This window comes from Kribbella sp. NPDC059898, from assembly GCF_042730855.1.
In the GTDB taxonomy this organism is placed as follows: domain Bacteria; phylum Actinomycetota; class Actinomycetes; order Propionibacteriales; family Kribbellaceae; genus Kribbella.
The window spans coordinates 9,679-33,752 of record NZ_JBHWKR010000007.1 but is presented as its reverse complement, the minus strand read 5'-3'; the positions used below and the strand labels follow the sequence as shown (position 1 = coordinate 33,752).

The following is a 24,074-nucleotide window of genomic DNA, read 5'->3' as shown; positions in this document are numbered from 1 at the left end:
ATGCCGGGAACGGGCCGGGATTCAGCAGTCACTTTTCAGCTGTGGACAACCTCAGTTGCGCATGTGTTTGCCGCGGTTGGACTTTTGGGTCTGCTGTTCGGGTGGTGTGCGGATCGCGCGGAGTTCTGTCGAGTGGTCGTGGTCGGAGCGGATGGCCTGGAGGCCGCCGGTGCCGGGGTCGGTGTCGCCCAGGTCGAAGTCCCAGCTGTCCTCGTTGGCGAGGCGGCTGTGCCAGCGGCCGTACAGGCCGTAGATCGCGATGCCGATGCCCATCCAGATCAGGAACTTGATCCAGGTGCCGGTCTTCATGTTGAGCATCAGCCACACGGTCGCCGCCAGCGAGAGCAACGGGATCAGCGGGACCAGCGGCACCCGGAAGCCACGCTCCAGGTTGGGCTCCGTGCGACGCAGGCGGAGCACGCCGACCGCGCAGAACGCGAAGCAGAACAGGGCGCCGATGACCAGTAGCTCTTCGAGCTCCAGCACCTTCGGGTACAGCGTGAGCACCAGCGCGGCGATGCCGGCGGCGGCCGCGGCGCGGGCGGGGGAGGAGTACACCCGGCTGACCCGGCCGAGGCTCTTCGGCAGCAGACCGTCGCGGCCCATGTTGAACAGCACACGGCTCTGCGCGATCAGCACCACCATGATCACGGTCATCAACGCGAGCAGGGCGCCGACGTTGACGACCTTGGCTGCCCAGCCGACGCCGACCGAGGCGAGCGCTTCGGAGACCGGCGCCGTGCCGCCGAGCTGACCGTACGGGCGCATGCCGACCAGGACGACAGCCATCGCGATGTAGAGGATCGTCACCGCGCCGACGCCGAGCAGCATGCCCTGCGGCACGGTCTTGCGCGGGCTGCGGGCGTCCTCGGAGGCGGTCGCGATCAGGTCGAAACCGATGTAGGCGAACACGATCGTGCTCGCCGCCGTGAAGATGCCCATCATCCCGAACGTGCCGAACGAGGTGTCCAGGATCCAGCCCAGCACCGTCGGATCCGCCATCGCGGGCGCGGCCCGGGCCGGCGGGATGAACGGGTGGTAGTTCTCCATCTTGATGTGGGTCGCGCCGACGGCCACGACCAGCAGGATGACCGCGACCTTCGCGATCACGACGATCGTCAGCACCCGCGAGGACAGCTTGGTGCCGGTCACGATCAGCGCGGTGAGGATCAGCAGCAGCAGCGGGGCGACCAGGTTCACCTTCGCCTCGGGCCCGAAGAACTGCGCGATACCGCTCGGCAGCGTGACGCCGAACCCGTCAAGGGTGGCGAGGAAGTACGCCGACCAGACGCGCGCGACGATCGCCGCCGCGGTGACGAGCTCGAGGACGAGTGCCCAGCCGACCAGCCATGCCCACATCTCGCCGAACGTCACGTAGCTGAACGTGTACGCACTGCCCGAGACCGGGATCGTCGACGACAGCTCGGCGTAGCAGGCCGCGGCCAGCAGGCAGACGATCGCGGCGATCACGAACGACAGGATCACTGCCGGTCCGGACACGCTCGCGGCCTGAACGCCGCTGATGCTGAAGATGCCGGAGCCGATCATCACGCCCAGGCCGAGTACAACCAGGTCGCGACGACCGAACAGCCGCGGCAGACGGTGCCGTGCGTCCTCGACTCGAGTGAACGCCGACTCGACCGGCAGGCGCCGGCCTACGGTCTGTCCGTTCGCTGAGGGGGCCATGGTCAGGGGTGCCTCCGTTGCTACTAGGGCAATCGGGCCGAACAGTAGTCGACCGTTGGGCTATCGACCAGACCTCCTCTTCTCGGCCCCCGCGCGGTGCCTTGCAGTGCCGGGCCGGCTCACGCATCGTCGAGGCATGACGCCGGACGAAGTCAGCGGAAACCGTTCCATGCCGGAAAGTTTCGCTGTGTTACTTGCTGACTACGAAAGGCATCTGACGGCGGAAAGAGACCTCAGCACTCACTCCGTGAGAGCCTACATCGGAGATGTGGCGGATTTACTCGAACATTTGATTCGGCTTGGTCACGATGATCTCGAGGACCTCGATATCCGCGGTCTGCGGTCGTGGCTGGCCAAACAGCAAAGTCTGGGGAAATCCCGCAGCACGATGGCTCGCCGGGCGACCGCCGCAAGGGTGTTCACCGGGTGGGCGCAGCGGACCGGGCGGATCAGTACGGATCCCGGAGCGCTGCTCGCCAGCCCCAAGGCGCACAAGACGCTGCCGGGGGTGCTGGGCCAGGCCGACACCCGGACGGTGCTCGACGCCGCCGCGGTCGCGGCGGACGACGGCAGCCCGGTCGGGCTCCGCGACCTGGCGATCATGGAGCTGCTGTACGCCACCGGGATCCGTGTCGGCGAGCTGTGCTCCCTCGACGTCGACGACATCGACCGCGGCCGCCGCGTCGTCCGGGTGTTCGGCAAGGGCCGGAAAGAGCGGTCGGTGCCGTACGGCGTACCGGCCGGGGAGGCGATCGAGCGGTGGCTGGCCGAGGCGCGGCCGCAACTCGTCCGTGCGGGGAGCGGGCCGGCGGCGTTCCTCGGCGCACGCGGCGGGCGGATCGATCAGCGAACGGTACGGCGGATGGTGCACCAGCGGGTGGCCGTCGTCGACGCCGACCTGGCGCCGCACGGGCTCCGGCACACCGCGGCCACGCACCTGCTGGAAGGCGGAGCGGACCTGCGCAGCGTGCAGGAAATGCTCGGTCACGCGTCGCTGGCGACCACACAGATCTACACCCACGTCTCGACCGACCGCCTGCGGCAGGCGTACCAGCAGGCGCACCCCAGGGCATGACAGGGGCCATGACCCGGGGCGGAATGCGGCGGGTGGGTGCCGCAATGCGGCAGACTTCGGGACATGCGGGTTTCGGCGAAGTCTGACTATGCGTTGCGAGCTCTGATCGAGATCACCCAGCGGTGGGTGGCCAACGACCATTCGGTGGTGTCGGCCGAGGAGTTGAGCCGGGCGCAAGGCATTCCGCATGGGTTCCTGCAGGGGATCCTCGCCGACCTGCGCCGGGCCGGGGTGCTGTCCAGCCAGCGCGGGCAGTCCGGTGGATGGCGACTGGCGGTCGACCCGAACGAGATCTCCGTCGCCGACGTGATGCGGGCGGTCGACGGCCCGATCGTGAGCATCTCCGGCGTCCGGCCGGAGAGTGTCACCTACAACGAGCACGCGGTCGTCCTGCAGCGGGTCTGGATCGCGGCGCGGGCCAGCCTCCGGGACGTCCTCGAGAACACCACGCTGACCGATCTCGCCCGGAACAAGCTCCCGGCCGGCGTCGAGCGCCGCTCGCGGGACGAGGACGCCTGGCAGGCGCGGGTCCCGGGGAGCTGACCCAATGCTACAGTCGGGACTTATATAAGCCGCGACTTTAGGAGATGAGCGATGGCCGAGCAGCAGATCAAGACGTTCCTGATGTTCGAGGGCGGCGCGGAGAAGGCGATGGACTTCTACCTGTCGCTGTTCGAGGACGCCGAGGTCGTGTCGATGCACAAGTACGGCGCCGAGGGGCCCGGCCCTGAGGGCTCGGTGATGGTCGCCGTGTTCCGGCTGGCCGGGCAGCAGTTCATGTGCAGTGACAGCTACCAGCATCATGGATTCACCTTCACGCCTTCGATGTCGTTCTTCGTGGACTGTGCGGACGAGGCCGAGCTCGAGCGGCTGTACAACGCGCTGGTCGAGGGCGGCGGCGCGCTGATGCCGCTGGGGGACTACGGGTTCAGTAAGAGGTTCGGCTGGGTGAACGACCGGTTCGGGGTCTCGTGGCAGCTGAATCTCCCGCACGCGTAGGCCTCACGGCCGTCTGATCACCAGGCCGGCGGCGAGCGTGAGTGCGGCAGCCGCGGCGATGACGAGCTTCGCCGCGCGCCGATTCCGGTAGCCGGCGTCGCCGATCTGGGTCTCCGGCGCGCCCGCGGCTGCCGGCGCGACCGTCGGCGCCGCGGCCGTCGAGGGTGCGGCCGCGAGCGGGAGCAGGCGGACCGGGCGCTTGGCGAGCAGGGTCAGCGGATCGAGGTACTGCTTGGCCTGGAGCAGACCCCAGTGCAGGCACGCTCTCGGCAGGCAGTGCGACCCGACGACCGACAGCCGCCCGATGATTGTCCCGGTCCGGACAGGCGTCCCCACCGGTACGTCGGCGACGACGGGCTCGTACGTCGTACGGCGCCCGCCGTACGTGATCGTGACGACGCCGCGGCCGGCGACGGGACCGGCGTACGTGATCGTGCCGGGGGTGGCGGCGAGGACCGGTTGGCCCGGGCGGCCGGCGAGGTCGACGCCGCGGTGGCCGGGGAGCCACGGTTTCGCCGGGAGCTCGAAGCCGCGGACGATCTCGGGGCGGGGATCCAGCGGCCAGTCGGCGGTGGGTCCGGCGGGGGGTGGGGCGGGGGCGAGGAAGGCGATGGTCATGCCGGAGAAAGTGCCGGTTTCAGGCCCGCGAATCGGCGCGGATCAGCGGATTGTGGACAACTGGGGCCGGTTCGCGTTGCGGGCGGGCGGTCACGTACACTTCCGGTGGCGCCCCGTGTGAGCGGGGCGACTACGCATGCCCGCACAAGAGCGTCGACCCAACGGTCCCGGAGCAATCCGGGTGGGTTCGCGCGACGGGCATCAGGCGCTGCGGGTCAACCCGGTCCGCGGCGAGACAACCGAGTAGACCCGGAAGCACTGCCGGGTCGCCATAAGGAGACCACTCATGGCCGTCGTGACCATGAAGCAGCTGCTCGAGAGCGGCGTGCACTTCGGGCACCAGACCCGGCGCTGGAACCCGAAGATGAAGCGCTACATCCTCACCGAGCGCAACGGCATCTACATCATCGACCTGCAGCAGTCGCTGTCCTACATCGACCGCGCGTACGAGTTCGTCCGCAGTACGGTCGCGTCGGGCGGGGCGATCCTGTTCGTCGGTACCAAGAAGCAGGCGCAGGAAGCGATCGCCGAGCAGGCGACGCGGGTGGGGATGCCGTACGTGAACCAGCGCTGGCTGGGCGGCATGCTGACCAACTTCCAGACCGTGAACAAGCGGCTCCAGCGTCTGAAGGAGCTCGAGCTCATCGACTTCGACGACGTCGCCGCCTCCGGTGTCACCAAGAAGGAGCTGCTGCAGAAGCGTCGCGAGCACGACAAGCTGCTCAAGACCCTCGGCGGTATCCGCGACATGGCCCGGGTTCCGGCCGCCGTGTGGATCGTGGACACCAAGAAGGAGCACCTCGCGGTCGACGAGGCGCGCAAGCTGAAGCTGCCGATCATCGGCATCCTTGACACCAACTGCGACCCGGACGAGGTCGACTACCCGATTCCGGGGAACGACGACGCGATCCGCTCGGTCGGCCTGCTCACCCGGGTCGTCGCCGACGCCGTCGCGGACGGCCTGATGGGTCGCTCCGGCCAGGGCTCCACCGCCGCCGGCGAGGAGCTGGGTGCCGAGGAGCCGATGGCTGCCTGGGAGCGCGAGCTGCTGGAGAGCCAGAACGGCGCCGCCAAGACGGACGCCGCCCCGGCCGCGGACGTGCTGACCGAGCCGGTGGCGACCGACGCCGTGGTGACCGAGGCCAAGGCCGAGGAGACCCCGGTCGCCGAGGCCGCTCCGGTCGCCGAGGAGGCTGTGGTTACCGAGGCCGCTCCGGTCGCCGAGGAGGCTGTGGTTACCGAGGAGGCTCCGGTTGCCGAGGAGACCCCGGCTGCCGAGGCACCGAAGGCCGACGAGGCCTGATCGCCACGGGTGCCGTCCGGTTCACCGCCGGACGGCACCACCGCCCGCTCATCCAGCCGCATCGAGAAAACGAGAGAACGAGGAATGGCGAACTACACCGCCGCTGACGTGAAGAAGCTCCGCGACACCACCGGCGCGGGCATGATGGACGCGAAGAAGGCGCTCGAGGCGACCGACGGCGACTTCGAGAAGGCGATCGAGGAGCTGCGCATCAAGGGTGCGGCCAAGGCCCAGAAGCGTGGCGCCGAGCGGTCCGCCACCAACGGCCTGGTGGCCGCGGCGGAGAACGCGCTGGTCCAGCTGAACTGCGAGACCGACTTCGTCGCGAAGAACGAGCAGTTCCAGCAGCTCGCCGCCGACATCGTCGCGCACGCCGCGGCCAGCAAGGTCGGCGACATCGAGGGCCTGCTCAACGAGAAGCTCACCGACGGCAAGTCGGTCGCCGAGAACATCGAGGCCCTGGCCGCGGTCATCGGCGAGAAGCTGGAGCTCGGCAAGGTGGCCGTGTTCGACGGCCAGGTGACGGCGTACATGCACAAGCGCGCCGCTGACCTGCCGGCCCAGGTCGGTGTGCTGGTCGAGTTCGAGGGCGACAACATCGAGGCCGCCCGGGGCGCCGCCATGCAGGCCGCCGCGATGCGTCCGCTCTACACCACCCGCGACGAGGTTCCGGCCGAGACGGTCGAGAACGAGAAGCGGATCGCCGAGGCGACCGCTCGCGAGGAGGGCAAGCCCGAGGGTGCCCTGCCGAAGATCGTCGAGGGCCGGGTGAACGGCTTCTTCAAGGACGTCGTGCTGCTCGAGCAGCCGTCGGTCACGGAGAACAAGAAGACCGTGAAGGCCGTGCTCGACGAGGCCGGTGTGACCGTGAAGCGGTTCGCCCGCTTCGAGGTCGGCGCCTGATCCCGCGAAGGATCTGAGCGCAAGGCAACGAGCACAGCCAACGAGGAGGCCGGAATCGTGACGGAAACCCTGGGTACCGAGACGAGTCCGGCCTCTTCGCCGTTCTCGCCCGCCTATCACCGGGTGCTGCTGAAGCTCTCGGGTGAGGTGTTCGGTGGCGGCAAGCTCGGCGTCGACCCGGACGTGGTGAACTCGATCGCCAAGCAGATCGCGGACGTGGCGCGGGCCGGCGTACAGGTCGCCATCGTGGTCGGCGGCGGCAACTTCTTCCGCGGTGCCGAGCTGCAGCAGCGCGGTATGGAGCGGAACCGGGCCGACTACATGGGCATGCTCGGCACCGTGATGAACTGCCTGGCCCTGCAGGACTTCCTGGAGAAGCTCGGCATCGAGACGCGGGTGCAGACCGCGATCACGATGGGCCAGGTCGCCGAACCGTACATCCCGCGCAAGGCCGAGCGGCACCTGGAGAAGGGCCGCGTGGTGATCTTCGGCGCCGGTTCCGGTATGCCGTACTTCTCCACCGACACGGTCGCCGCCCAGCGTGCGCTCGAGGTCGGCGCCGAGGCGCTGCTGATGGGCAAGCAGGGCGTGGACGGCGTGTACGACTCGGACCCGAAGAAGAACCCGGACGCGGTCAAGTTCGACCAGCTGTCGTACGACGACTTCCTGGCCCGCGGGCTTCGGGTCGCGGACGCCACCGCGATCAGCCTGGCCCGCGACAACGCGTTGCCGATCGTGATCTTCGGCCTCGAAGAGGGCAACATCGAGCGCGTCATCCACGGCGAGAAGATCGGCACCGTCGTCTCGCGGGGGCAATAAACCCCGATAACCGGTTGTAAGCCCCGTACGACTAGGATCGGGACACACGTGGCCGCGCCGAGGCGGCCCAGAGGAAGCGAGGAACGGCCGTGATCGACGAAGCTCTCCGCGATGCCGACCAGAAGATGGCGAAGGCCGTGGAGGTCGCGAAGGACGACTTCGCCGCGATCCGCACCGGCCGCGCCCACCCGCAGATGTTCGCGGGCATCCTGGCCGACTACTACGGCAGCCCGACGCCGCTGCAGCAGCTGGCCGGCTTCCAGGTCCCCGAGCCCCGCACGGTGCTGATCTCGCCGTATGACAAGGGCGCGATGGCGGCGATCGAGAAGGCGATCCGCGACTCCGACCTCGGGGTGAACCCGAGCGACGACGGCGCGGTGATCCGGGTCGTGCTGCCGGCGCTGACCGAGGAGCGCCGCAAGGAGTACATCAAGGTCGCGAAGACCAAGGCCGAGGACGCCAAGGTCTCGGTCCGCAACATCCGCAGGCACGCCATGGACCAGGTGCACAAGACGGTCAAGGACGGCGACGCCGGCGAGGACGAGGGCAAGAGTGCTGAGAAGCGGCTCGACGGGTTGACGAAGAAGTATGTCGACTCCATCGACGACCTGCTCAAGCACAAGGAAGCCGAACTGCTCGAGGTGTGATGGGCGTCGAGAGCACGCCCGCGCCGAGTCCCAGCCCGAGCCGCGCCGGGCGGAACCTGCCGGCCGCGATCGCGGTGGGTGTCGGGCTCGGTGCGCTGATCCTCGGATCGCTGTACTGGCAGAAGGTGCTGTTCGTCGTCCTGGTGCTGGCGACCGTCCTGGTGGCGGTCGACGAGATGATCAAGGCGCTGCGCACCGGCGGTGCGGTGATCCCGAAGATCCCGTTGTTCGTCGGTACGGCGGCGATGCTGCTGGCGGCGTACTTCGGCGGCCCGATGGCGCTGCTGGTGGCGCTCGGGTTCACCGTGCTGGGGACGATCTTCTGGCGGATGCCGGGCGGATCGGTCGGGTTCGTCCGGGACGCCAGCGCCGGGGTGTTCCTGATCGGGTACGTGCCGTTGCTGGCCGGGTTCGCGATCCTGCTGGTGCAACCGGACGCGGACGGCGCGGGCCGGGTCGTGACGTTCTTCGTGGTCACGGTCGCCAGCGATGTCGGCGGATACGCGGCCGGCGTGCTGTTCGGGAAGCATCCGATGGCGCCGACGATCAGCCCGAAGAAGTCCTGGGAGGGCTTCACCGGTTCGGCGCTCGCGTGTATCGGCGCGGGCATCGCCGCGGTGGTCTTCCTGCTGCACGGCGACTGGTGGGTCGGCGCGATCGTCGGCGCGGTCGCGGTGCTGACCGCGACGGTGGGCGACTTGGGCGAGTCGATGATCAAGCGCGATCTCGGCATCAAGGACATGTCGAACCTGCTGCCCGGTCACGGCGGCGTGATGGACCGCCTGGACTCGCTGCTCGCCACCGCCCCGATCGTCTGGCTTCTCCTTCATCTCCTGGTGAAAGCATGACCATCGCACCCGACGGACGTCCGCTGATCGGTGACGTCGTACGCCTGGACCGCATGCAGGCGTCGGACATCGACGAGCTGTACGCCGCGATCGGCAACGAGCAGGTGTTCGCGGGCGGTTTCGGCGGTGGCCCCGCGGCGTTGCCGGCGAGCGCGGAGGACATGCGCGCCAAGTGGATCCCCGCCGCCGAGAAGCGGTTCGCGTACGTCGTCCGGCTGGTTGCCGACGGCACCGTCGTCGGTACGTCGAGCCTCGCCGACGTCGACGTGGTGAACGAGCGGATCCACCTAGGCTTCACCGGCTACGCGCCGGCGGTGTGGGGGACCGCGGTGAACCCCGCGACGAAGCTGCTGCTGCTGGAGCACGCGTTCGAGACGTGCGGATTCGGCCGCGTGAAGATCCAGACCGGTACGAAGAACACCCGCTCGCAGGCGGCGATCGCGAAGCTCGGGGCGACCCGGGAAGGCGTGCTGCGGCGGCACATGCTGCAGGCGGACGGTTCGTTCCGCGACACCGTGGTGTTCTCGATCCTGGCCGACGAGTGGCCGGACGTGCGGAAGCGGCTCGAGGACCGGATCAGCCGCTGAGCTTCGCCAGCGCCGCGTAGTTCGCGAGCAGCGCGGCCCGGTCGAACGTGTTGGTCGTGATCAGCAGTTCGTCGGCGGCGGTACGGCGTACCAGGTCGGTGAGCGTCTGGTCGATCTCGGCGGGCGTGCCGTAGAGCTGGCCACGGAGCGCGTTGCCGAAGTACTCCTGCTCGCGCGCCGTCAGCTCCGCCGGTACGTCTGCCTGGAGCGGCGGGAAGACGCCACGGGTCCGCGAGTACGCGCTGGCCCAGGCCTCGGGCAGGAGCAACTGCCGCGCCGCCTCGGTGGAGTCAGCCACCGCCGCAGTCACTGCGAGGATCACGTACGGCTCCGGTGCCCAGGCAGACGGCTGGAACGTGCTGCGATAGTCCTCCAGCAACGAAGCCGAGTCAGGCCGCGCAGCCAGCACCACAGGCAATCCCAGCGCCGCGGCGATCGCGGCACCTTCGCCCACGGCGAGGATGTACGGCGGGATCCGCAGCCCCTCGCCGGGCCGAGCGTGCACGGACGACGTACCGGCCAGATAGCCGAGCAACTCCTGGACCTGTGTGCTGAAGTCGTCCGCCGCGTCCTTCTCCACCCCGAGCGCCCGCCGTACGCCGTTCGTGAAGCCGACCGAGCGGCCGAGGCCCATGTCGATCCGGCCCGGATACAGCGACTCCAGTACGCCGAACTGCTCCGCCACGACCAGCGGCTTGTGGTTCGGCAGCATCACGCCGCCGGTGCCGACCCGGATCTGATCGGTGCGGGCAGCAACAGCCGCGGCCAGCACCGTAGGCGCCGAACCGACCACTCCTGGCACGCTGTGGTGCTCGGAGACCCAGAAACGCTTGTAGCCAAGCTCTTCCACCTGCTGCGCCACCTCGACGGTCGCGCGCAGCGTCTCCGCCTCCGACTCGCCTACCCGCGTCCGAGAGCGGTCCAGGACTGACAGCGGGACGGAGACCATGCAAAGTCCAACCGGCCCGCCGGAGACCTCATTCCCCGAGCAGCAGCCGCAGGTCGTCCCGGAAACGCGCGGCATCGCCCAGCGGAGCCAGGAACGCCCGCTCCACCTCCAACCGGACCTCCTCGGCCGCGGCAAACGTCGATTCCCCGAGAGCCGTGAGTACGACGACATTCCGCCGCCGGTCCTCCGGGCTGCGCCGGCGTTCGACGAAACCGCGCTCCTCGAGCGCGTCCAGCAGATCGCCGATCGACGTCCGGTCCACCCGCAGCCGCGCCGCGACCTCGAGCTGGGAGAGCGGTTCGCCGGACGCGACCGCGTTCAGTACCGCGAGGTCGCGCCCGTTCAGCCCGTGCGGCGCGAGCGCGGCCGTCTGCGCCTCGGTGAGCTGCGCGAGGACGTGTTTGAGCAGATACCCGAGCCGTTCCGACATACCGTCAAATCTACCGGGGAACTGATCGTCAGGAGCGCTGATCATCAGTTACCCTGATGATTATGCCACCGACCTTCGGTCTGAAGACCACCCCGATGCATGTCCCGTACGCCGACATCCGCCGCGTCTGGCTCGAGGCCGACGAGTTTCCGCAGGTCCGCGACGCCTGGCTGTGGGACCACTTCCTCCCGCTCCGCGGTCCCAAGAACGGTGACGTACTCGAAGGCTGGACACTCCTGACCGCGCTCGCCGCGCAAACGAGCCGGCTGCGACTGGGCCTGCTGGTCACCAACAACCGCGCGCGCCATCCCGCCGTTCTCGGGAAGATCGCCAGCACGCTCGACGTGATCTCCGACGGCCGCCTGATCATGGGCCTCGGCGCCGGCGGCACCGTGCAAGCTGACAACCAGCACGGCATCGCGGGGCCGAATCCCGGGATCGAGGAGTACCTCGCCTACGGGCTGGAACTCGTGCCGCCGCGGGAGGGCCTCGACCGGCTCCGCGAGACGATCGAGATCCTCCGCCGGATGTGGACCGAGGAGGAGTTCGACTTCCACGGCCGGTACTACACCCTCGAGCGCAACCGGAACTCGCCGAAGCCGGTCCAGAAGGACGGTCCGCCGTTGCTGATCGGTGGCTGGGGCGACCGGATGCTACGGCTGGTCGCGCAGTACGCCGACCAGTGGAACATCAGCGGCCCGCCACACACCGACTTCGGCATGCTCGCCGACCGGATCCGCCGCCTGGACGCGGAGTGTGAGCGGATCGGGCGGGACCCGGCGACGATCAGCCGCTCGCTGCAGCAGATCGTGTCGTACGACGACCCGGCCGAGACGCGGGCGATCGTCCGGGAGGCCGTCGGGCTGGGGTTCGACCACATCGTGCTGTCGCTGCGGAGCCCGTACCCGGAGCGCGTCGTGGAGTGGCTGGTACGGGAAATCATCGACCCTTTCCACTGAGATCGAAACGTGCGGTGATTTTTTCACCACGACGCCGCTGAATGTGTCAGCATCAAACACAGACGATCCGCCCCGGTCGTCCAGTGAGGAGCTGACATGATTCCCACGACGAAATTCAAGGCCGCGCTCTGCGGTCTCGCGCTGGTCGCGGCCGCCGTCCTCCCGGTCAACGCCGCCAGCGCCGTACCGGACAGCATGTCGATCGCAGTGACCAAGCCGGTGCCCAAGCTCGGCTACTCGACGCAGAGCGTCAAGACGCTGACCATCGACTTCCAGTACCAGCAGACCGGCTACTGGTGCGGACCGGCCGCCACCCGGATCGCACTCTCCGCCCGGATCTCACCGCCCAGCCAGCAGCAGCTCGCCAACGAGCTGCCGACCACGACCAACGGCACCGACTGGATCGGTCAGGTCACGCGGGTGCTGAACAACCACGTCGGCACCGGCTGGTACGAGACCAAGGAGATGCCGAACGACCCGCCCACCCAGGCGCAGCGCGACCTGCTCTGGCGGGACATCGTGCTCGACATCGACAACAACTACCCGATCGTCGCCAACATCGTTGCCCCTGCCAACAACCACCCGCCGGGCTACCCGAACTACACGATCTACCACTACTTCACGGTGATCGGGTACGACTCCGGCGACCAGACCGTACTGATCGCCGACCCGGCCGGCTTCGCCCCGACAGCGACGTACTGGCTGACCTTCAACCAGCTCGCCACCCTCATCCCACCGAAGGGCTACTCGGCCTGAGGCCGGCGCCGGACGCCGCTGCGGGGCGGCATCCGGCGTGATCCGCGGCACGAAACGGATGTGAATTTGTGAAGCGCCGCACCGCCGGGCGACAATAGGGCGGTTATGTCTACCTCCCTTCCGCTTGTCTTCGATGAACCGCGCCGTGCCAAGAAGCCGCCGCGGCACCTGGCCGATCTGTCCGGGGAGGAACGGCGTACGGCGGTCGAGGCGCTGGGTGAGCCCGCGTTCCGGGCCAAGCAGCTGTCCAACCACTACTTCTCCCGGCTGGTGTCCGACCCGGCCGAGATGACCGACCTGCCGGCCGCGACCCGCGACAAACTGGTCGGCGAGCTGATGCCGCCGCTGCTGACCAGGGTTCGCGACCTGGAGTGCGACAACGGCGAGACCCGCAAGACGCTGTGGAAACTGCTCGACGGTTCGCTCGTCGAGTCGGTCCTGATGCGGTACCCGGGGCGCGTGACGATGTGCGTGTCGTCCCAGGCCGGCTGCGGGATGGCCTGCCCGTTCTGCGCGACCGGTCAGGGCGGCCTGACCCGGAACATGACCACCGCGGAGATCGTCGAGCAGGTCGTCGACGGTGCGCGGGCGCTGGCGCGCGGCGAGATCGCCGGCGGGCCGGGGCGCGTCTCGAACATCGTGTTCATGGGCATGGGTGAGCCGATGGCCAACTACAAGGCCGTGATCGGCGCGGTCCGGCGGTTCACCGACCCGTCGCCGGAGGGCCTCGGGATCTCGGCGCGCGGCGTGACCGTGTCGACGGTCGGGCTGGTGCCGCGGATCAACCAGCTCGCCACCGAGGGGATCCCGGTGACGCTCGCGCTGTCGCTGCACGCGCCGGACGACGAGCTGCGCGACGAGCTGGTGCCGATCAACAACCGCTGGAAGGTCGACGAGGTGCTGGACGCGGCCTGGGCGTACGCCGAGCAGACCAAGCGCCGGGTCTCGATCGAGTACGCGATGATCCGCGACATCAACGACCACGCCTGGCGCGCCGACCTGCTGGCCGAGAAGCTCCGCGCCCGCGGCGACTGGGGCTGGGTCCACGTCAACCTGATCCCGCTGAACCCGACACCTGGCTCGAAGTGGACGGCGTCCGACCCGGCCGACGAACGCGAGTTCGTCCGGCGGCTCGAGGCCGGCGGCATTCCGGTCACGGTCCGGGACACCCGCGGTCAGGAGATCGACGGCGCCTGCGGCCAGCTCGCCGCGGCGAGCAAGTCCTGATGCTGCGACCGCAGTTCCGGGTCCGGCGGATTGGGCAGCGCTACGACTGTGCCCAGGTCGACGCGCTGGTCGACCGGATCGTCGCCACCGCCGAACGCCGCTCCGTCGGGCCGGACGTCACGGTCGGCGACCTCCGCCAGGCTGCCTTCGGTACGCCGGTCTTCGGGCCTGGGTACTCGATCGAGGAGGTCGACAACTTCCTGACCGAGGCCGAGCGCTGGCTCCCGGGCGCACCGCCGCCGAGCGCGCCGGCGCCAAGTGCTGCGGTAGGACGCTCGGCGCCCCAGTTCACCCCAGTGCGACTCCGTCAGGGGTACGACATCGTCCAGGTGGACGACCTGGTCGACCGGGTGATGGCGACCGCGAACGGCCAACCGGTCAGTCGTCCGGTGACGGCGCAGGAGGTCCGCGACGTGCAGTTCCGCACGGTCCGCCTCACCGAGGGTTACGACATGTCCGAGGTCGACGCCTTCCTCGACGAAGCCGCGACCTGGCTCGTCTAGACCTCGAACACGTTCGGCCGGTCGAGGATCCACCTCCAGGTCCCGTCCGGCTGCCGGCGCGCAACTTCGGCGGTGGCAACCGTGGGGCTGAGCACGGTCGACGTCAGCGCCAGGTCCCCAGCGACGAGTGTGGGAGACTGCTTGCCCGGTCGCACGGTGAGGTCCGGCGGCAGCGAGGCGTAGTACGCCCGGATCGCCTGGTGACCGACCGCGAGCGAGCCGTCCGGGAGCGCGAGCACCGCATCCGGCTCGTACAGGTCGACCAGGCCGTCGACGTCGTGGGCGTTGAGCCGGTCGACAATCAGCTGGGAGAGGTCGTGCGGCGACTGGGCTGTCATGCCGTGCACGCTAGAGCAAGCCACCGACAATCCCGGCGTACCCGGTCTGGGATGATCGGGTGGTGAAGATCCTCTCGATTCAGTCGGCGGTGGCGTTCGGGCATGTGGGGAACTCGGCGGCGGTGTTTCCGCTGCAGCGCATCGGCGTGGAGGTGCTGCCGGTCTACACGGTGAACTTCTCGAACCACACCGGGTACGGCGCGTGGCGGGGTCCGATGATCAGCCCGGACGACGTACGCGAGGTGCTGCGGGGGATCGAGGACCGGGGCGTGCTGCCGCAGGTCGATGTGGTGCTGTCGGGGTACCAGGGCGGCGAGGGGATCGCGGACGTGATCCTCGAGGCGGTCGAGCGGGTGAAGGCGGCCAACCCGGCGGCGGTGTACTCGTGCGACCCGGTGATGGGCAACGCGAAGTCCGGGTGCTTCGTCGCGCCCGCGATCCCGGTGCTGCTGCGCGACCGGGTGGTGCCGGCGGCCGACATCATCACGCCGAACCAGTTCGAGCTGGGCTTCCTGACGAACACCGAGCCGGACACGCTCGAGTCGACGCTGGCCTCGGTGGAGCTGGCCCGCGCGACCGGGCCGCGGACGGTGCTCGTCACCAGCGTGGAGCGTCCCGACCGGGAGGACGGCACGATCGAGATGCTGGCCGTCGACGACAGCGGCGCGTGGCTGGTGCAGACGCCGTACATCCCGATGAAGGCGAACGGGTCGGGTGACGTGACGGCCGCGCTGTTCACGGCGCACTACCGCCGGACGGGCGATCTCGCGGACGCCCTCGCGCGGACCACGTCGAGTGTCTTCGACCTGCTCACCCGCACCCACGAGTCGGGGGAGCGGGAGCTACAACTCGTCGAGTCGCAGGACGCCTACGCAAACCCGAAGCTGGAGTTCAAACCACAACAGGTCGGCTAGCCGTCGGCGAGGATCTTCGCCAGCTCGTCCGGCTGGGAGAGCATCGGCCAGTGGCCGGTGTTCACTTCGGCGAGCTCCCATCGCGGTGACTTGAGCTGCTCGAGCACCGCGGCGGACGGCATCGCGCCGTCCATCAGGCATTTCAGGTACGTCGTAGGCAGCTCGCCGATCGGCCGGACCAGCTCGGCCGGCTCGGTGATCGAGCGTCCCGGGTGCGGCGTACCGCGGGACAGGATCAGTGCGATCGTCTCGTCGCACAGGTCCTGGCCCAGGTAGTCCTCGGCCTCCAACGGTGGCCAGTACCCGCCGGACTGCTCCATCTGCTCCCGCAGCCAGGCCTGCCCTTCCGCGGACCAGCCGTCCACGAACGACTGCCCGTCGGCCGGGATGTTCGAGTCGACGTACACCACCCGCCGCAGCCGGTCCCCGATCCGCCCCGCCGCCTGCCCGGTCGGCACTCCCGCGTAGCTGTGCCCGACCAGCACGACGTCCCGCAGATCGTTGTCCTCGACGACCCGCACGATGTCCCGAACGTGCTCCTGCTGCCCGGCATCAACCCCACGCCGCTCGGCCAACCCGCTCAACGTCACCGGATGAACCTCGTGCCCGGCGTCCCGCAGCACCTGAGTCACCTCGTCCCACGCCCAAGCACCCAACCAAGCCCCCGGCACCAACACAAAGCTCACCATGCCCAGCACCGTAAACCACCCCACCGACAAACTGAGTCCATGCAGGTACGCCGCTACACCGAAGCCGACCGCCAAGCCGTCCTCGCACTGGCCCCACGCCTCGCTGAAGGAGTCGCCCCGTGGCGATCATCCAAGGGAGTTCTCGCCGCCGTCACCGGCTGGGTCGTCGAGGCCCTCGCACGATCGACCGAACCCGGCCGGATCGTGCTCGTCGCCGAGGGCGACGGCATCATCGGGTTCGTTTCTGGCGAGCAGCGCACGCACTGGGCCGGCGAGCACGAGCTGTATGTCGGTGAACTGGTGGTCGCCCCGGGCTATGAAGGCCAGGGCGTGGGGCGGGCGTTGATGGAGACGGCCGCGGAGTACGCCAAGCTGCAGGGGCTCAAAGCGATCACTCTCGACACAGGTGCTGCCAACAGCAACGCCCGTGCGTTCTACGGCCGCCTGGGCTTCGCTGAGGAGGACGTGAAGCTGACGAAGACGCTCAGCTGACCAGTTCGGCTGCTTCGTCGATGGTGGGGACGAGGTGGACCGACATGGGGCGGTCCGCTGCCAGTGACTGCAGCAGGGGCCAGACGGGGAGGCTGGTGGTCCAGTGGTTGACGTCTACGAGGACCAGGGGGATCTGCGTGGCTGCGTCGCCGTAGTAGTTCGGTGTGGCCGCCTGGAAGACCTCCTGGACCGTGCCGGCGGCTCCTGGGAGGTAGATGATGCCGCCACGCGCACGGCTGAGCAGCACGTCCTCACGCTGCGCGTTGGAGAAGTACTTCGCGATCGCGGACGCGAACACGTTCGGCGGCTCGTGACCGTAGAACCAGGTCGGGATCGACACACCGCCGTCGCCCGGGAACTCCCGCCGTAGGTCCAGACCGGCCGTGGCCCACGCCGCGATCGACGGCCGGAACGACGGTACGGCGGCGAGCCGCGTGAGCACGTCCTCGACCACGGAGTCGTCGTACGCCGCCAGCGACGCCCCGAGGTTGGCCGCCTCCATCGCGCCCGGACCGCCGCCCGTGACGACCACATGCCCGCGGCGGGCCAGCGTCCGACCGAGTAATACCGCAGACCGGTAGTCCGAAGAACCACGCAGTACGCCGTGACCGCCCATCACGCCGACCCACGACTTCGACGAGGGCAGCTCCGTCAGCGCGTCGGCGATCGCGTGGTCGTGCAGGGCCGCGGCGAGCGTACGGCCGGTGTCGCCCTTCTCGTCGTGCTGCCGGGACCACGCGTAGATCTGGGCGTCCGGCGTGGCGTCGTACCCGTGCTCGAGGCCCGCGTACAGCTCGTCGGCGTCGTACAGCCGCCCGCGGTACGCGTCGAAGGGCAGCTCAGGAATCGCCGGGAACACCAGCCCGCCGCCGTCCCGCACCCAGGCGTCCGCCTGGTCCTGCAGCGCGCAGCCGAGGAACACCGACCCGGTCGGCTTCAGCCCGAGCAGCTCCGCCGTACGGCGGGTCAGATCTACCGACTGCACCCGCCAGCCGGCCATCGACGCCGCCCCGGCCGCCAGCAACCGGTCGAAGTGCTCCAGGGATTCGATGTCCACATGCGGGATGCTCGGCAACGTCACGGACAGCACCGTAATGGACGCGCGGTACCAGGTGAGGTAATGGTTGGACATGACACATGCGGAGCTCTGGGAGCGTCACAAGGCCGTCATGCCGGCATGGCTCGCGTTGTACTACGAGGAGCCGATCGAGATCGTGCGGGGGTCCGGCCGCCGGGTGACCGACGGCGAGGGCAACACCTACCTCGACTTCTTCGCCGGCATCCTGACCAACGCGATCGGGTACGACATCGCGGAGATCTCGGACGCGGTCCGCGAGCAGCTCGGGTCCGGGATCGCGCACACCTCGACGGTGTACCTGATCCGCAAGCAGATCGAGCTGGCCGAGCAGATCGCCGAGCTGTCCGGGATCCCGGACGCGAAGGTCTTCTTCGCGAACTCCGGTACCGAGGCGAACGAGACGGCGCTGCTGCTCGCCACCCAGGCGCGGCGCTCCAACCAGGTGCTCGCGATGCGGAACTCGTACCACGGCCGGGCGTTCGGCACCGTGGCGATCACCGGCAACCGCGGCTGGTCCGCGAGCAGCCTCTCGCCGGTGAACGTGCAGTACGTGCAGGGCGCGTACCGGTACCGCAGCCCGTTCCGGGAGCTGCCGGACGCGGAGTACATCAAGGTCTGCGTCGACGACCTGCGCAACGTCATCGAGACCACGACCGCGGGTGACGTCGCGTGCCTGATCGCGGAGCCGATCCAGGGCGTCGGCGGGTTCGCCTCGCCGCCCGACGGCATGTACGCCGCGTTCAAGGAGGTGCTGGACGAGTACGGGATCCTCTTCATCTCGGACGAGGTGCAGACCGGGTGGGGACGGACCGGCGAGCACTTCTGGGGGATCCAGGCGCACAACGTCGTACCGGACGCGATGACGTTCGCGAAGGGGCTCGGGAACGGGTTCGCGATCGGCGGGGTTGTCGCAAAAGCTGAGCTGATGGACAGCATCAAGGCGAACTCGCTGTCCACGTTCGGCGGCAACCCGATCTCGACCACCGCGGCGAAGGCGACGATCGACTACCTGCTCGACAAGGACCTGCAGGCGAACGCCGCCAAGCGCGGCGCCCAGTTGGTCGACGGACTGCGCGGGATCTCCGACGAGTTCCCGGAGCTCGGCGACGTCCGCGGCAAGGGGCTGATGCTCGCCGCCGAGATCGTCAAGCCCGACGACAACACGCCTGACCCGGCCGCCACCACCAAGCTCCAGCAGGAGACCAAGGACCGCGGCCTGCTGATCGGCAAGGGCGGCCTCTACGGCAACGTCCTCCGGATGGCCCCACCGATGACCCTCACCGAGGAAGAAGCCGCCGAAGCCCTCGAAATCATCCGCGACTCGTTCGGCACCCTGCACTGATCACGAGGTGAGGTGCACGACCTCCGCACGACGGCTGAGCCAGAGCTCGTCACCTTGCCGCTCGATCCTGGGCCGGGCGGCAAGGAACGCGGCCAGCCACCGGTCCTGAGCCTGTAGTGCCGGGTCGCAGGCCTTCCTGGTGGCCGCGAGCGCGCTGACGACCATTTCGTGCTTGTCGATCGACGCCGCGCCGGTCAGCGTGTTGCAGCCGGCGTCGGCCGTCACCGTGTCGGCGGTGAACGTGAGCCGGATGACCGATCCCGCGACGACGCCGCGGTTGCTGACGCTGTGGGCGACCCAGGTGGCGTCGGTGAGGTCGGAGAGCTCGGGTGTGTGGCCGAGCGCGTAGGTCGCACTGCGTCCCGCGGTGGCCCCGCAGGCGGACAGCACGACCATCGCCGTGACGACGCCGAGTATGCCGCGACCGGACATGGTGCTCAGTATGCCATTGACACCATTGTCGGAGCGCGCAAAATTGAATGGTACTGGCCGGAATGTGGCAATCGCCGCCGGCCCGGGGGATTTTTGCGCAAATCCCGGATCGCCCGACTGCTCACCGAGGGGCGCGGATGACCGAGACCGAGGAAAGCGTTCCGACCGCACAAAAGCTCACTTTCGCGACAATGACGACGATGGTCGTCGGCAGTATGGTCGGCGCCGGCGTGTTCTCGCTGCCGGCCCGGTTCGCGCAGCAGACCGGCGTGGCCGGAGCGCTGATCGCCTGGACGATCGCGGGTGTCGGCATGTTGATGCTGGCGTTCGTGTTCCAGACGCTGGCGGTCCGGAAACCCGATCTCGACGCCGGTGTGTACGCGTATGCGAAAGCCGGTTTCGGTGATTATCCGGGCTTCTTCTCGGCTTTCGGCTATTGGGCAAGCGCTTGTGTGGGAACGGTGACCTACTGGGTGCTGATCATGTCGACCGCCGGTGCCGTCATTCCGGCGCTCGGGGACGGTGACACCTGGCTGGCCGCGGTTTTGTCGACGATCGGTACGTGGGTTTTCTACTTCTTCGTCAGGAAAGGTGTCCGGGAGGCCGCGGTCATCAACCGGATCGTGACGATCGCCAAGGTGATCCCGATCCTGGTGTTCGTGGTGCTGTGCGTGTTCGCGCTGCATCCGCGGGTCTTCGCGGACAACTGGAGCGGCGGCTCCGACGTCGGCGGCCTGTTCACCCAGGTCCGCGGCACGATGCTGGTGACCGTTTTCGTGTTCCTCGGCGTGGAGGGCGCGAGCGTGTACTCGCGGCACGCCAAGCGCCGTGAGGACGTCGGCCGGGCCACGGTCCTCGGCTTCCTCTGCGTCTTCGCGGTGTTCGCGTCGGTGACGATCGTCTCCTACGGGATCATGCCGTACTCCGAGCTCGCGGACCTGCGGCAGCCGTCGATGGCGTCCGTGCTGGAGACGGCGTACGGGCAGTGGGGGAAGGTCTTCGTCAGCCTCGGGCTGATCGTCTCGGTACTGGGCGCGTACCTGGCCTGGACGCTGATGGCGGCCGAGGTGCTGTTCGTGGCCGCCAAGGACAACGACATGCCGCGCTTCCTGAAGGCGCACAACCCGGAGACCGACGTACCCGGCGCGGCGTTGCTGATGTCGACGCTGCTCGTCCAGGTGATGCTGGTCGTGGTGCTGTTCTCGGAGGACGCGTTCGGGTTCGCGCTCGACCTGACCAGCGCGCTGACGCTGATCCCGTTCCTGCTGGCGGCGGCGTACGGCCTGAAGATCGCGTTGCTGCGGGACGGCTACGCGGGATCCGGGCGGACCCGGGACCTGGTGATCGGGTTGCTGGCGACGATCTACACGGCGTTCCTGCTGGTGGCCGCCGGGATCCGGTTCATCCTGCTCGCGCTGATCATCTACGCGCCGGCCACGGTGCTGTTCGTGATGACGCGGCGCGAGCAGGGCAAACGACTGTTCAGCCCGGTCGAGCTGGTCATCCTCGCGGTCTCGATCGCGGGCGCCGTGATCGGCATCGTCGCGCTCGCGGCCGGCTGGATCACCATCTAGAGGGAGAGGACCCACCGCATGACCGAGGTACATGGCGTTCACTCGGAGGTCGGGAGGCTGCGCAAGGTACTGGTCTGCGCGCCGGGCCTGGCGCACCGCAGGCTGACCCCGACGAACGCCGACGACCTGCTGTTCGACGACGTGATGTGGGTGGAGAACGCGCAACGCGACCACGCCGACTTCGTCAACAAGCTCCGCGGCCGCGGCGTCGAGGTGGTCGAGTTGCACGACCTGCTGACCGAGACGATGGAGATCCCGGAGGCGAAGGCCTGGCTGCTGGACCGCAAGATCGTGCCGAACATCGTCGGGCTCGGCCTCGTCGACGCCACCCGCGCGTACCTGGAGTCGATCCCGGAGCGGGAGCTCGCGGAGTACCTGATCGGCGGGCTCGCGGTGTCCGACCTGTCCGGCGAGTTCGGGACCGGGTACGTCGCCCTGGCGCGCGAGCAGATCGGCGCCCGCGAGTACCTGATGCCGCCGCTGCCGAACACGCTCTACACCCGGGACACGACCTGCTGGCTGTACGGCGGCCTGACGATGAACCCGCTCTACTGGCCCGCGCGGCACGACGAGACCCTGATCTACAAGGCGATCTACTCGTTCCACCCCACCTACGTCGGGTCGACGGTCTGGTGGGGCGACCCGGAGCGGGAGTGGGCGCAGGCCACGTTCGAGGGCGGCGACATCATGCCGGCCGGAAACGGCGCCGTACTGATGGGGATGAGCGAACGCACCTCGCGGCAGGCGATCACGCAGGTCGCGGCCGCGCTGTTCGCGCAGGGCGCCGCCGAGCGCGTGGTGGTGGCCGGGATGCCGAAGCTGCGCTCGGCGATGCACCTCGACACGGTCTTCACGTTCGCCGACCGGGACGTCGTCACGCTGTACCCGACGATCGTGGACGCGATCCACAGCTTCAGCCTGCGGCCGAGCGACAACAAGCCCGGCCTGGAGGTGACCGACGAGGGCACCAAGCCGTTCGTCGAGGTGGTGGCCGACTCACTCGGCCTGAAGGAACTCCGGGTGATCGAGACCGGCGGCGACGTCTACGCCTCGGAGCGGCAACAGTGGGACAGCGGCAACAACGCCGTCGCCGTCGAGCCCGGCGTGGTCTTCACCTACGACCGAAACACCACCACCAACACCCTGCTCCGCAAGGCCGGGGTGGAGGTCATCTCGATCGTAGGCGCCGAACTGGGCCGCGGCCGGGGTGGAGGTCACTGCATGACCTGCCCCCTGATCCGCGACCCGGTCGACTTCTGATCAGATCGTGGCGCCTCGGTCGAGGCCGGTGGCCGCGTCGGGCGCCGTGGTGATCGGCGGCGGTGCGCCGGTGATCTTGCGGCGGCGGCGCGAACGGCCCTCGAGGTAGCGCGCCAGCAACGAGAGCAGCGAGCACAGGCCTATGTAGATCACGGCGACGACCATGTACGTCGGGATGTAGGGGAAGCCGTACTGGAGCCGTCCGCCCATCTGCTTCGCGACGTAGAGCAGCTCGCCGTACGTGATGATGAAGCCGAGCGCCGTGTCCTTCAGCAGGACGACGAGCTGGCTGACGATGGCCGGCAGCATCGCACTGATGGCCTGCGGCAACAACACCAGCCGCACCACCTGGTTCTTCCGCAGACCCAGCGCGTACGACGCCTCCCGCTGGCCCTTCGGTACGGCGGCGATGCCCGCGCGGAAGATCTCCGCCAGCACGGAACCGTTGTAGAGGGTCAGACCGAACACGACGTCCCAGAACGGCCCGATGCCGAGCTGCCACTGCAGGTTGCCGTAGTAGAAGAAGAACATCAGGATCAGCAGCGGGATCGCGCGGAACAGTTCGATCACCAGCGTGGCCGGCACACGGACCCACTTGTGGTCGCTGATCCGGGCGGCCGCGAGTACCGCGCCGAGGACCACCGCGAAGACGGTCGCCAGCCCGGCGGCCTTGAGCGTGTTCAGCAGGCCATCGAGCAGTTGCTGCTGGATCGACGTGTACTGGAACTGGATCCAGCGCCGGCTCTCGAACTGCCCGGACGCGTTCAGCCGGTAGACGACCCAGCCGACCGCGGCCAGCACCAGGACGATGACGACCACGTTGGCGATCCGGTTCCGGGCCTTCGCCCGCGGACCGGGTACGTCGTACAGGACCGCACTCATCAGGCCACCGCCGTCCGTCGTTCGGCCCACCGCTGCAGGAAGACCAGAGGAATGATCGCGATCAGGAAGCCGATCGTGATCCAGACCAGGGTCAGCACCTGGTTCTCACCGCGCTCGGCCATCACCGCCGGGATCGCCCCGGCCTCGGCGACCGAGAAGCCGGCCGCGATCGTGGTGTTCTTGAGCAGAGCGATCAGCACGCTGGTCAGCGGCGGCACGATCGCCCGGAACGCCTGCGGCAGTACGACGATCCGCAGTACCTGCAGGAACGTCATACCGACCGCGCGGGCGGCCTCGCTCTGGCCGGGCGCGACCGTGTTGATGCCGGAGCGGACGACCTCGCAGATGAACGCCGAGGTGTAGATGGTCAGCGCGGTGACCGCGGACCAGAAGTACGACGGAAGCTCGATCTGCATCTTCGGCGCACCGAAGACCAGGAACGCGAACACCAGGGTCAGCGGGGTGTTGCGCAGGATGTTGACGTAGCCGGTGCCGAAACCGCGCAGGGCAGGCACCGGAGAGACCCGGAACCCGGCCAGCACAGTGCCGAGCACCAGGCTGAACACCCCGGCGACCAGGAACAGCCTGATCGTCGTCCAGAAACCGTCGACGAACAGTTTCCAGTTGTCGGTGAGGACCGAGAGCATCGCGACCTTCCTCTTGCAGGTACAGAGTCGGGGGGGGGGGGCGGGGGGGGCCGGCCCGGCCCCCCGCGCCGGGGGGAGGCACACAAGGCCGGCCGGGGGGGGGAGGACACCCCACAC

Annotated in this window: 28 protein-coding genes; 18 read left to right on the top strand and 10 right to left on the bottom strand. The window is 68.7% G+C overall.

Translation table 11 applies throughout. From position 1 onward, the window contains the following. Positions 1–51: 51 nt before the first annotated feature. Positions 52–1,686, bottom strand: coding sequence for an APC family permease (locus tag ACFV9C_RS22370; protein ID WP_380196311.1), 1,635 nt, complete (start codon positions 1,684–1,686; stop codon positions 52–54). A gap of 136 nt (positions 1,687–1,822) precedes the next feature. On the opposite strand from ACFV9C_RS22370, the gene ACFV9C_RS22365 reads away from it, so the two are divergent. The 3 genes from ACFV9C_RS22365 to ACFV9C_RS22355 all read left to right on the top strand — a co-directional run bounded on the left by ACFV9C_RS22365 (position 1,823) and on the right by ACFV9C_RS22355 (position 3,760). Then, positions 1,823–2,761, top strand: a complete 939-nt coding sequence (locus ACFV9C_RS22365; RefSeq protein ID WP_380196310.1) for a tyrosine recombinase XerC — start codon at positions 1,823–1,825, stop codon at positions 2,759–2,761. 63 nt (positions 2,762–2,824) lie between these two features. Next, complete coding sequence (locus tag ACFV9C_RS22360; RefSeq protein ID WP_209694222.1) at positions 2,825–3,304, top strand: Rrf2 family transcriptional regulator; 480 nt, start codon at positions 2,825–2,827, stop codon at positions 3,302–3,304. A 51-nt stretch (positions 3,305–3,355) separates the two neighbouring features. Further along, the gene (locus ACFV9C_RS22355) at positions 3,356–3,760 is read left to right on the top strand and encodes a VOC family protein (protein WP_380196309.1); all 405 of its coding nucleotides are present in this window, start codon (positions 3,356–3,358) and stop codon (positions 3,758–3,760) included. 3 nt (positions 3,761–3,763) lie between these two features. Here ACFV9C_RS22355 and ACFV9C_RS22350 read toward each other — a convergent pair whose 3' ends face one another. Further along, positions 3,764–4,378 carry a M23 family metallopeptidase gene (locus tag ACFV9C_RS22350; RefSeq protein WP_380196307.1) on the bottom strand — a complete coding sequence of 205 codons (615 nt, stop codon included), beginning with the start codon at positions 4,376–4,378 and terminating at the stop codon, positions 3,764–3,766. 286 nt (positions 4,379–4,664) lie between these two features. On the opposite strand from ACFV9C_RS22350, the gene rpsB reads away from it, so the two are divergent. The 6 genes from rpsB (at position 4,665) to ACFV9C_RS22320 (ending at position 9,485) form a co-directional block, all read left to right on the top strand. Beyond that, on the top strand, positions 4,665–5,681 hold the full coding sequence (rpsB, locus tag ACFV9C_RS22345) for a 30S ribosomal protein S2 (protein WP_380196306.1): 1,017 nt from the start codon (positions 4,665–4,667) through the stop codon (positions 5,679–5,681). A gap of 84 nt (positions 5,682–5,765) precedes the next feature. Next, the gene (gene tsf / locus ACFV9C_RS22340) at positions 5,766–6,584 is read left to right on the top strand and encodes a translation elongation factor Ts (protein ID WP_380196305.1); all 819 of its coding nucleotides are present in this window, start codon (positions 5,766–5,768) and stop codon (positions 6,582–6,584) included. Positions 6,585–6,641: 57 nt separating this feature from the next. Beyond that, positions 6,642–7,403, top strand: coding sequence for a UMP kinase (gene pyrH / locus ACFV9C_RS22335; protein ID WP_380196304.1), 762 nt, complete (start codon positions 6,642–6,644; stop codon positions 7,401–7,403). 92 nt (positions 7,404–7,495) lie between these two features. Further along, on the top strand, positions 7,496–8,050 hold the full coding sequence (gene frr, locus ACFV9C_RS22330) for a ribosome recycling factor (protein WP_380196954.1): 555 nt from the start codon (positions 7,496–7,498) through the stop codon (positions 8,048–8,050). Then, the gene (locus tag ACFV9C_RS22325; protein WP_380196302.1) at positions 8,050–8,898 is read left to right on the top strand and encodes a phosphatidate cytidylyltransferase; all 849 of its coding nucleotides are present in this window, start codon (positions 8,050–8,052) and stop codon (positions 8,896–8,898) included. Before frr ends, ACFV9C_RS22325 begins: the two co-directional genes overlap by 1 nt. Then, positions 8,895–9,485 carry a GNAT family N-acetyltransferase gene (locus tag ACFV9C_RS22320; RefSeq protein ID WP_380196300.1) on the top strand — a complete coding sequence of 197 codons (591 nt, stop codon included), beginning with the start codon at positions 8,895–8,897 and terminating at the stop codon, positions 9,483–9,485. The genes ACFV9C_RS22325 and ACFV9C_RS22320 overlap by 4 nt, the downstream gene beginning before the upstream one ends. On the opposite strand, the gene ACFV9C_RS22315 is transcribed toward ACFV9C_RS22320, so the two are convergent. Both ACFV9C_RS22315 and ACFV9C_RS22310 read right to left on the bottom strand, forming a co-directional pair. Next, positions 9,475–10,434: an MsnO8 family LLM class oxidoreductase gene (locus ACFV9C_RS22315; protein WP_380196299.1), complete on the bottom strand. Its 960-nt coding sequence runs from the start codon at positions 10,432–10,434 to the stop codon at positions 9,475–9,477. The genes ACFV9C_RS22320 and ACFV9C_RS22315 overlap by 11 nt on opposite strands. Before the next feature lie 28 nt (positions 10,435–10,462). Beyond that, positions 10,463–10,864: a MarR family winged helix-turn-helix transcriptional regulator gene (locus ACFV9C_RS22310; protein ID WP_380196298.1), complete on the bottom strand. Its 402-nt coding sequence runs from the start codon at positions 10,862–10,864 to the stop codon at positions 10,463–10,465. A 62-nt stretch (positions 10,865–10,926) separates the two neighbouring features. On the opposite strand from ACFV9C_RS22310, the gene ACFV9C_RS22305 reads away from it, so the two are divergent. The 4 genes from ACFV9C_RS22305 (at position 10,927) to ACFV9C_RS22290 (ending at position 14,309) form a co-directional block, all read left to right on the top strand. Next, positions 10,927–11,823: an LLM class flavin-dependent oxidoreductase gene (locus ACFV9C_RS22305; protein WP_380196296.1), complete on the top strand. Its 897-nt coding sequence runs from the start codon at positions 10,927–10,929 to the stop codon at positions 11,821–11,823. Between the two features lie 96 nt (positions 11,824–11,919). Continuing rightward, entirely contained in the window at positions 11,920–12,579 is a 660-nt protein-coding gene (locus ACFV9C_RS22300; protein WP_380196295.1) for a C39 family peptidase, read from the top strand. Positions 12,580–12,684: 105 nt separating this feature from the next. Next, positions 12,685–13,806: a 23S rRNA (adenine(2503)-C(2))-methyltransferase RlmN gene (rlmN, locus tag ACFV9C_RS22295; RefSeq protein WP_380196293.1), complete on the top strand. Its 1,122-nt coding sequence runs from the start codon at positions 12,685–12,687 to the stop codon at positions 13,804–13,806. Further along, positions 13,806–14,309 (top strand): DivIVA domain-containing protein, encoded by a 504-nt coding sequence (locus ACFV9C_RS22290; protein WP_380196292.1) that lies wholly within the window; start codon positions 13,806–13,808, stop codon positions 14,307–14,309. The genes rlmN and ACFV9C_RS22290 overlap by 1 nt, the downstream gene beginning before the upstream one ends. Here ACFV9C_RS22290 and ACFV9C_RS22285 read toward each other — a convergent pair. Then, positions 14,306–14,647, bottom strand: a complete 342-nt coding sequence (locus ACFV9C_RS22285; protein WP_380196291.1) for a YybH family protein — start codon at positions 14,645–14,647, stop codon at positions 14,306–14,308. The genes ACFV9C_RS22290 and ACFV9C_RS22285 overlap by 4 nt on opposite strands. 62 nt (positions 14,648–14,709) lie before the next feature. Between ACFV9C_RS22285 and pdxY the strand changes: the two genes are divergently transcribed. Then, a complete protein-coding gene (gene pdxY, locus ACFV9C_RS22280; RefSeq protein WP_380196289.1) occupies positions 14,710–15,561 on the top strand; it encodes a pyridoxal kinase PdxY in 852 nt (283 codons plus the stop codon). Here pdxY and ACFV9C_RS22275 read toward each other — a convergent pair. Beyond that, positions 15,558–16,250, bottom strand: a complete 693-nt coding sequence (locus ACFV9C_RS22275; RefSeq protein ID WP_380196287.1) for an alpha/beta fold hydrolase — start codon at positions 16,248–16,250, stop codon at positions 15,558–15,560. The two genes, pdxY and ACFV9C_RS22275, sit on opposite strands and share 4 nt — an antisense overlap. A gap of 39 nt (positions 16,251–16,289) precedes the next feature. Here ACFV9C_RS22275 and ACFV9C_RS22270 point away from each other — a divergent pair, with 39 nt between their 5' ends. After that, the gene (locus ACFV9C_RS22270; protein ID WP_380196286.1) at positions 16,290–16,742 is read left to right on the top strand and encodes a GNAT family N-acetyltransferase; all 453 of its coding nucleotides are present in this window, start codon (positions 16,290–16,292) and stop codon (positions 16,740–16,742) included. On the opposite strand, the gene ACFV9C_RS22265 is transcribed toward ACFV9C_RS22270, so the two are convergent. Continuing rightward, a complete protein-coding gene (locus ACFV9C_RS22265) occupies positions 16,735–17,874 on the bottom strand; it encodes an LOG family protein (protein WP_380196284.1) in 1,140 nt (379 codons plus the stop codon). The genes ACFV9C_RS22270 and ACFV9C_RS22265 overlap by 8 nt on opposite strands. Here ACFV9C_RS22265 and ACFV9C_RS22260 point away from each other — a divergent pair. Continuing rightward, the gene (locus tag ACFV9C_RS22260; RefSeq protein ID WP_380196282.1) at positions 17,873–19,162 is read left to right on the top strand and encodes an aspartate aminotransferase family protein; all 1,290 of its coding nucleotides are present in this window, start codon (positions 17,873–17,875) and stop codon (positions 19,160–19,162) included. The genes ACFV9C_RS22265 and ACFV9C_RS22260 overlap by 2 nt on opposite strands. On the opposite strand, the gene ACFV9C_RS22255 is transcribed toward ACFV9C_RS22260, so the two are convergent. Beyond that, on the bottom strand, positions 19,163–19,594 hold the full coding sequence (locus ACFV9C_RS22255) for an META domain-containing protein (protein ID WP_380196281.1): 432 nt from the start codon (positions 19,592–19,594) through the stop codon (positions 19,163–19,165). A gap of 137 nt (positions 19,595–19,731) precedes the next feature. Here ACFV9C_RS22255 and ACFV9C_RS22250 point away from each other — a divergent pair, with 137 nt between their 5' ends. Together ACFV9C_RS22250 and ACFV9C_RS22245 are read left to right on the top strand one after the other, a co-directional pair. Further along, positions 19,732–21,168 (top strand): basic amino acid/polyamine antiporter, encoded by a 1,437-nt coding sequence (locus ACFV9C_RS22250; protein ID WP_380196280.1) that lies wholly within the window; start codon positions 19,732–19,734, stop codon positions 21,166–21,168. 18 nt (positions 21,169–21,186) lie between these two features. Further along, complete coding sequence (locus ACFV9C_RS22245) at positions 21,187–22,428, top strand: arginine deiminase (protein WP_380196278.1); 1,242 nt, start codon at positions 21,187–21,189, stop codon at positions 22,426–22,428. Here the strand turns inward: ACFV9C_RS22245 and ACFV9C_RS22240 are convergent, their stop codons facing one another. Together ACFV9C_RS22240 and ACFV9C_RS22235 are read right to left on the bottom strand one after the other, a co-directional pair. Next, on the bottom strand, positions 22,429–23,310 hold the full coding sequence (locus ACFV9C_RS22240) for an amino acid ABC transporter permease (protein ID WP_380196277.1): 882 nt from the start codon (positions 23,308–23,310) through the stop codon (positions 22,429–22,431). Beyond that, the gene (locus tag ACFV9C_RS22235; RefSeq protein ID WP_380196275.1) at positions 23,310–23,957 is read right to left on the bottom strand and encodes an amino acid ABC transporter permease; all 648 of its coding nucleotides are present in this window, start codon (positions 23,955–23,957) and stop codon (positions 23,310–23,312) included. The genes ACFV9C_RS22240 and ACFV9C_RS22235 overlap by 1 nt, the downstream gene beginning before the upstream one ends. Between the last annotated feature and the right edge of the window lie 117 nt (positions 23,958–24,074).

Coding starts and splice junctions, on each gene's coding strand:
- ACFV9C_RS22370 (WP_380196311.1), bottom strand. CDS start 1,686: ATGGCCCCCTCAGCGAACGGACAGACCGTAGGCCGGCGCCTGCCGGTC.
- ACFV9C_RS22365 (WP_380196310.1), top strand. CDS start 1,823: ATGACGCCGGACGAAGTCAGCGGAAACCGTTCCATGCCGGAAAGTTTC.
- ACFV9C_RS22360 (WP_209694222.1), top strand. CDS start 2,825: ATGCGGGTTTCGGCGAAGTCTGACTATGCGTTGCGAGCTCTGATCGAG.
- ACFV9C_RS22355 (WP_380196309.1), top strand. CDS start 3,356: ATGGCCGAGCAGCAGATCAAGACGTTCCTGATGTTCGAGGGCGGCGCG.
- ACFV9C_RS22350 (WP_380196307.1), bottom strand. CDS start 4,378: ATGACCATCGCCTTCCTCGCCCCCGCCCCACCCCCCGCCGGACCCACC.
- rpsB (WP_380196306.1), top strand. CDS start 4,665: ATGGCCGTCGTGACCATGAAGCAGCTGCTCGAGAGCGGCGTGCACTTC.
- tsf (WP_380196305.1), top strand. CDS start 5,766: ATGGCGAACTACACCGCCGCTGACGTGAAGAAGCTCCGCGACACCACC.
- ACFV9C_RS22325 (WP_380196302.1), top strand. CDS start 8,050: ATGGGCGTCGAGAGCACGCCCGCGCCGAGTCCCAGCCCGAGCCGCGCC.
- ACFV9C_RS22320 (WP_380196300.1), top strand. CDS start 8,895: ATGACCATCGCACCCGACGGACGTCCGCTGATCGGTGACGTCGTACGC.
- ACFV9C_RS22315 (WP_380196299.1), bottom strand. CDS start 10,434: ATGGTCTCCGTCCCGCTGTCAGTCCTGGACCGCTCTCGGACGCGGGTA.
- ACFV9C_RS22310 (WP_380196298.1), bottom strand. CDS start 10,864: ATGTCGGAACGGCTCGGGTATCTGCTCAAACACGTCCTCGCGCAGCTC.
- ACFV9C_RS22305 (WP_380196296.1), top strand. CDS start 10,927: ATGCCACCGACCTTCGGTCTGAAGACCACCCCGATGCATGTCCCGTAC.
- ACFV9C_RS22300 (WP_380196295.1), top strand. CDS start 11,920: ATGATTCCCACGACGAAATTCAAGGCCGCGCTCTGCGGTCTCGCGCTG.
- rlmN (WP_380196293.1), top strand. CDS start 12,685: ATGTCTACCTCCCTTCCGCTTGTCTTCGATGAACCGCGCCGTGCCAAG.
- ACFV9C_RS22290 (WP_380196292.1), top strand. CDS start 13,806: ATGCTGCGACCGCAGTTCCGGGTCCGGCGGATTGGGCAGCGCTACGAC.
- ACFV9C_RS22285 (WP_380196291.1), bottom strand. CDS start 14,647: ATGACAGCCCAGTCGCCGCACGACCTCTCCCAGCTGATTGTCGACCGG.
- ACFV9C_RS22275 (WP_380196287.1), bottom strand. CDS start 16,250: ATGGTGAGCTTTGTGTTGGTGCCGGGGGCTTGGTTGGGTGCTTGGGCG.
- ACFV9C_RS22270 (WP_380196286.1), top strand. CDS start 16,290: ATGCAGGTACGCCGCTACACCGAAGCCGACCGCCAAGCCGTCCTCGCA.
- ACFV9C_RS22260 (WP_380196282.1), top strand. CDS start 17,873: ATGACACATGCGGAGCTCTGGGAGCGTCACAAGGCCGTCATGCCGGCA.
- ACFV9C_RS22265 (WP_380196284.1), bottom strand. CDS start 17,874: ATGTCCAACCATTACCTCACCTGGTACCGCGCGTCCATTACGGTGCTG.
- ACFV9C_RS22255 (WP_380196281.1), bottom strand. CDS start 19,594: ATGTCCGGTCGCGGCATACTCGGCGTCGTCACGGCGATGGTCGTGCTG.
- ACFV9C_RS22250 (WP_380196280.1), top strand. CDS start 19,732: ATGACCGAGACCGAGGAAAGCGTTCCGACCGCACAAAAGCTCACTTTC.
- ACFV9C_RS22245 (WP_380196278.1), top strand. CDS start 21,187: ATGACCGAGGTACATGGCGTTCACTCGGAGGTCGGGAGGCTGCGCAAG.
- ACFV9C_RS22240 (WP_380196277.1), bottom strand. CDS start 23,310: ATGAGTGCGGTCCTGTACGACGTACCCGGTCCGCGGGCGAAGGCCCGG.
- ACFV9C_RS22235 (WP_380196275.1), bottom strand. CDS start 23,957: ATGCTCTCGGTCCTCACCGACAACTGGAAACTGTTCGTCGACGGTTTC.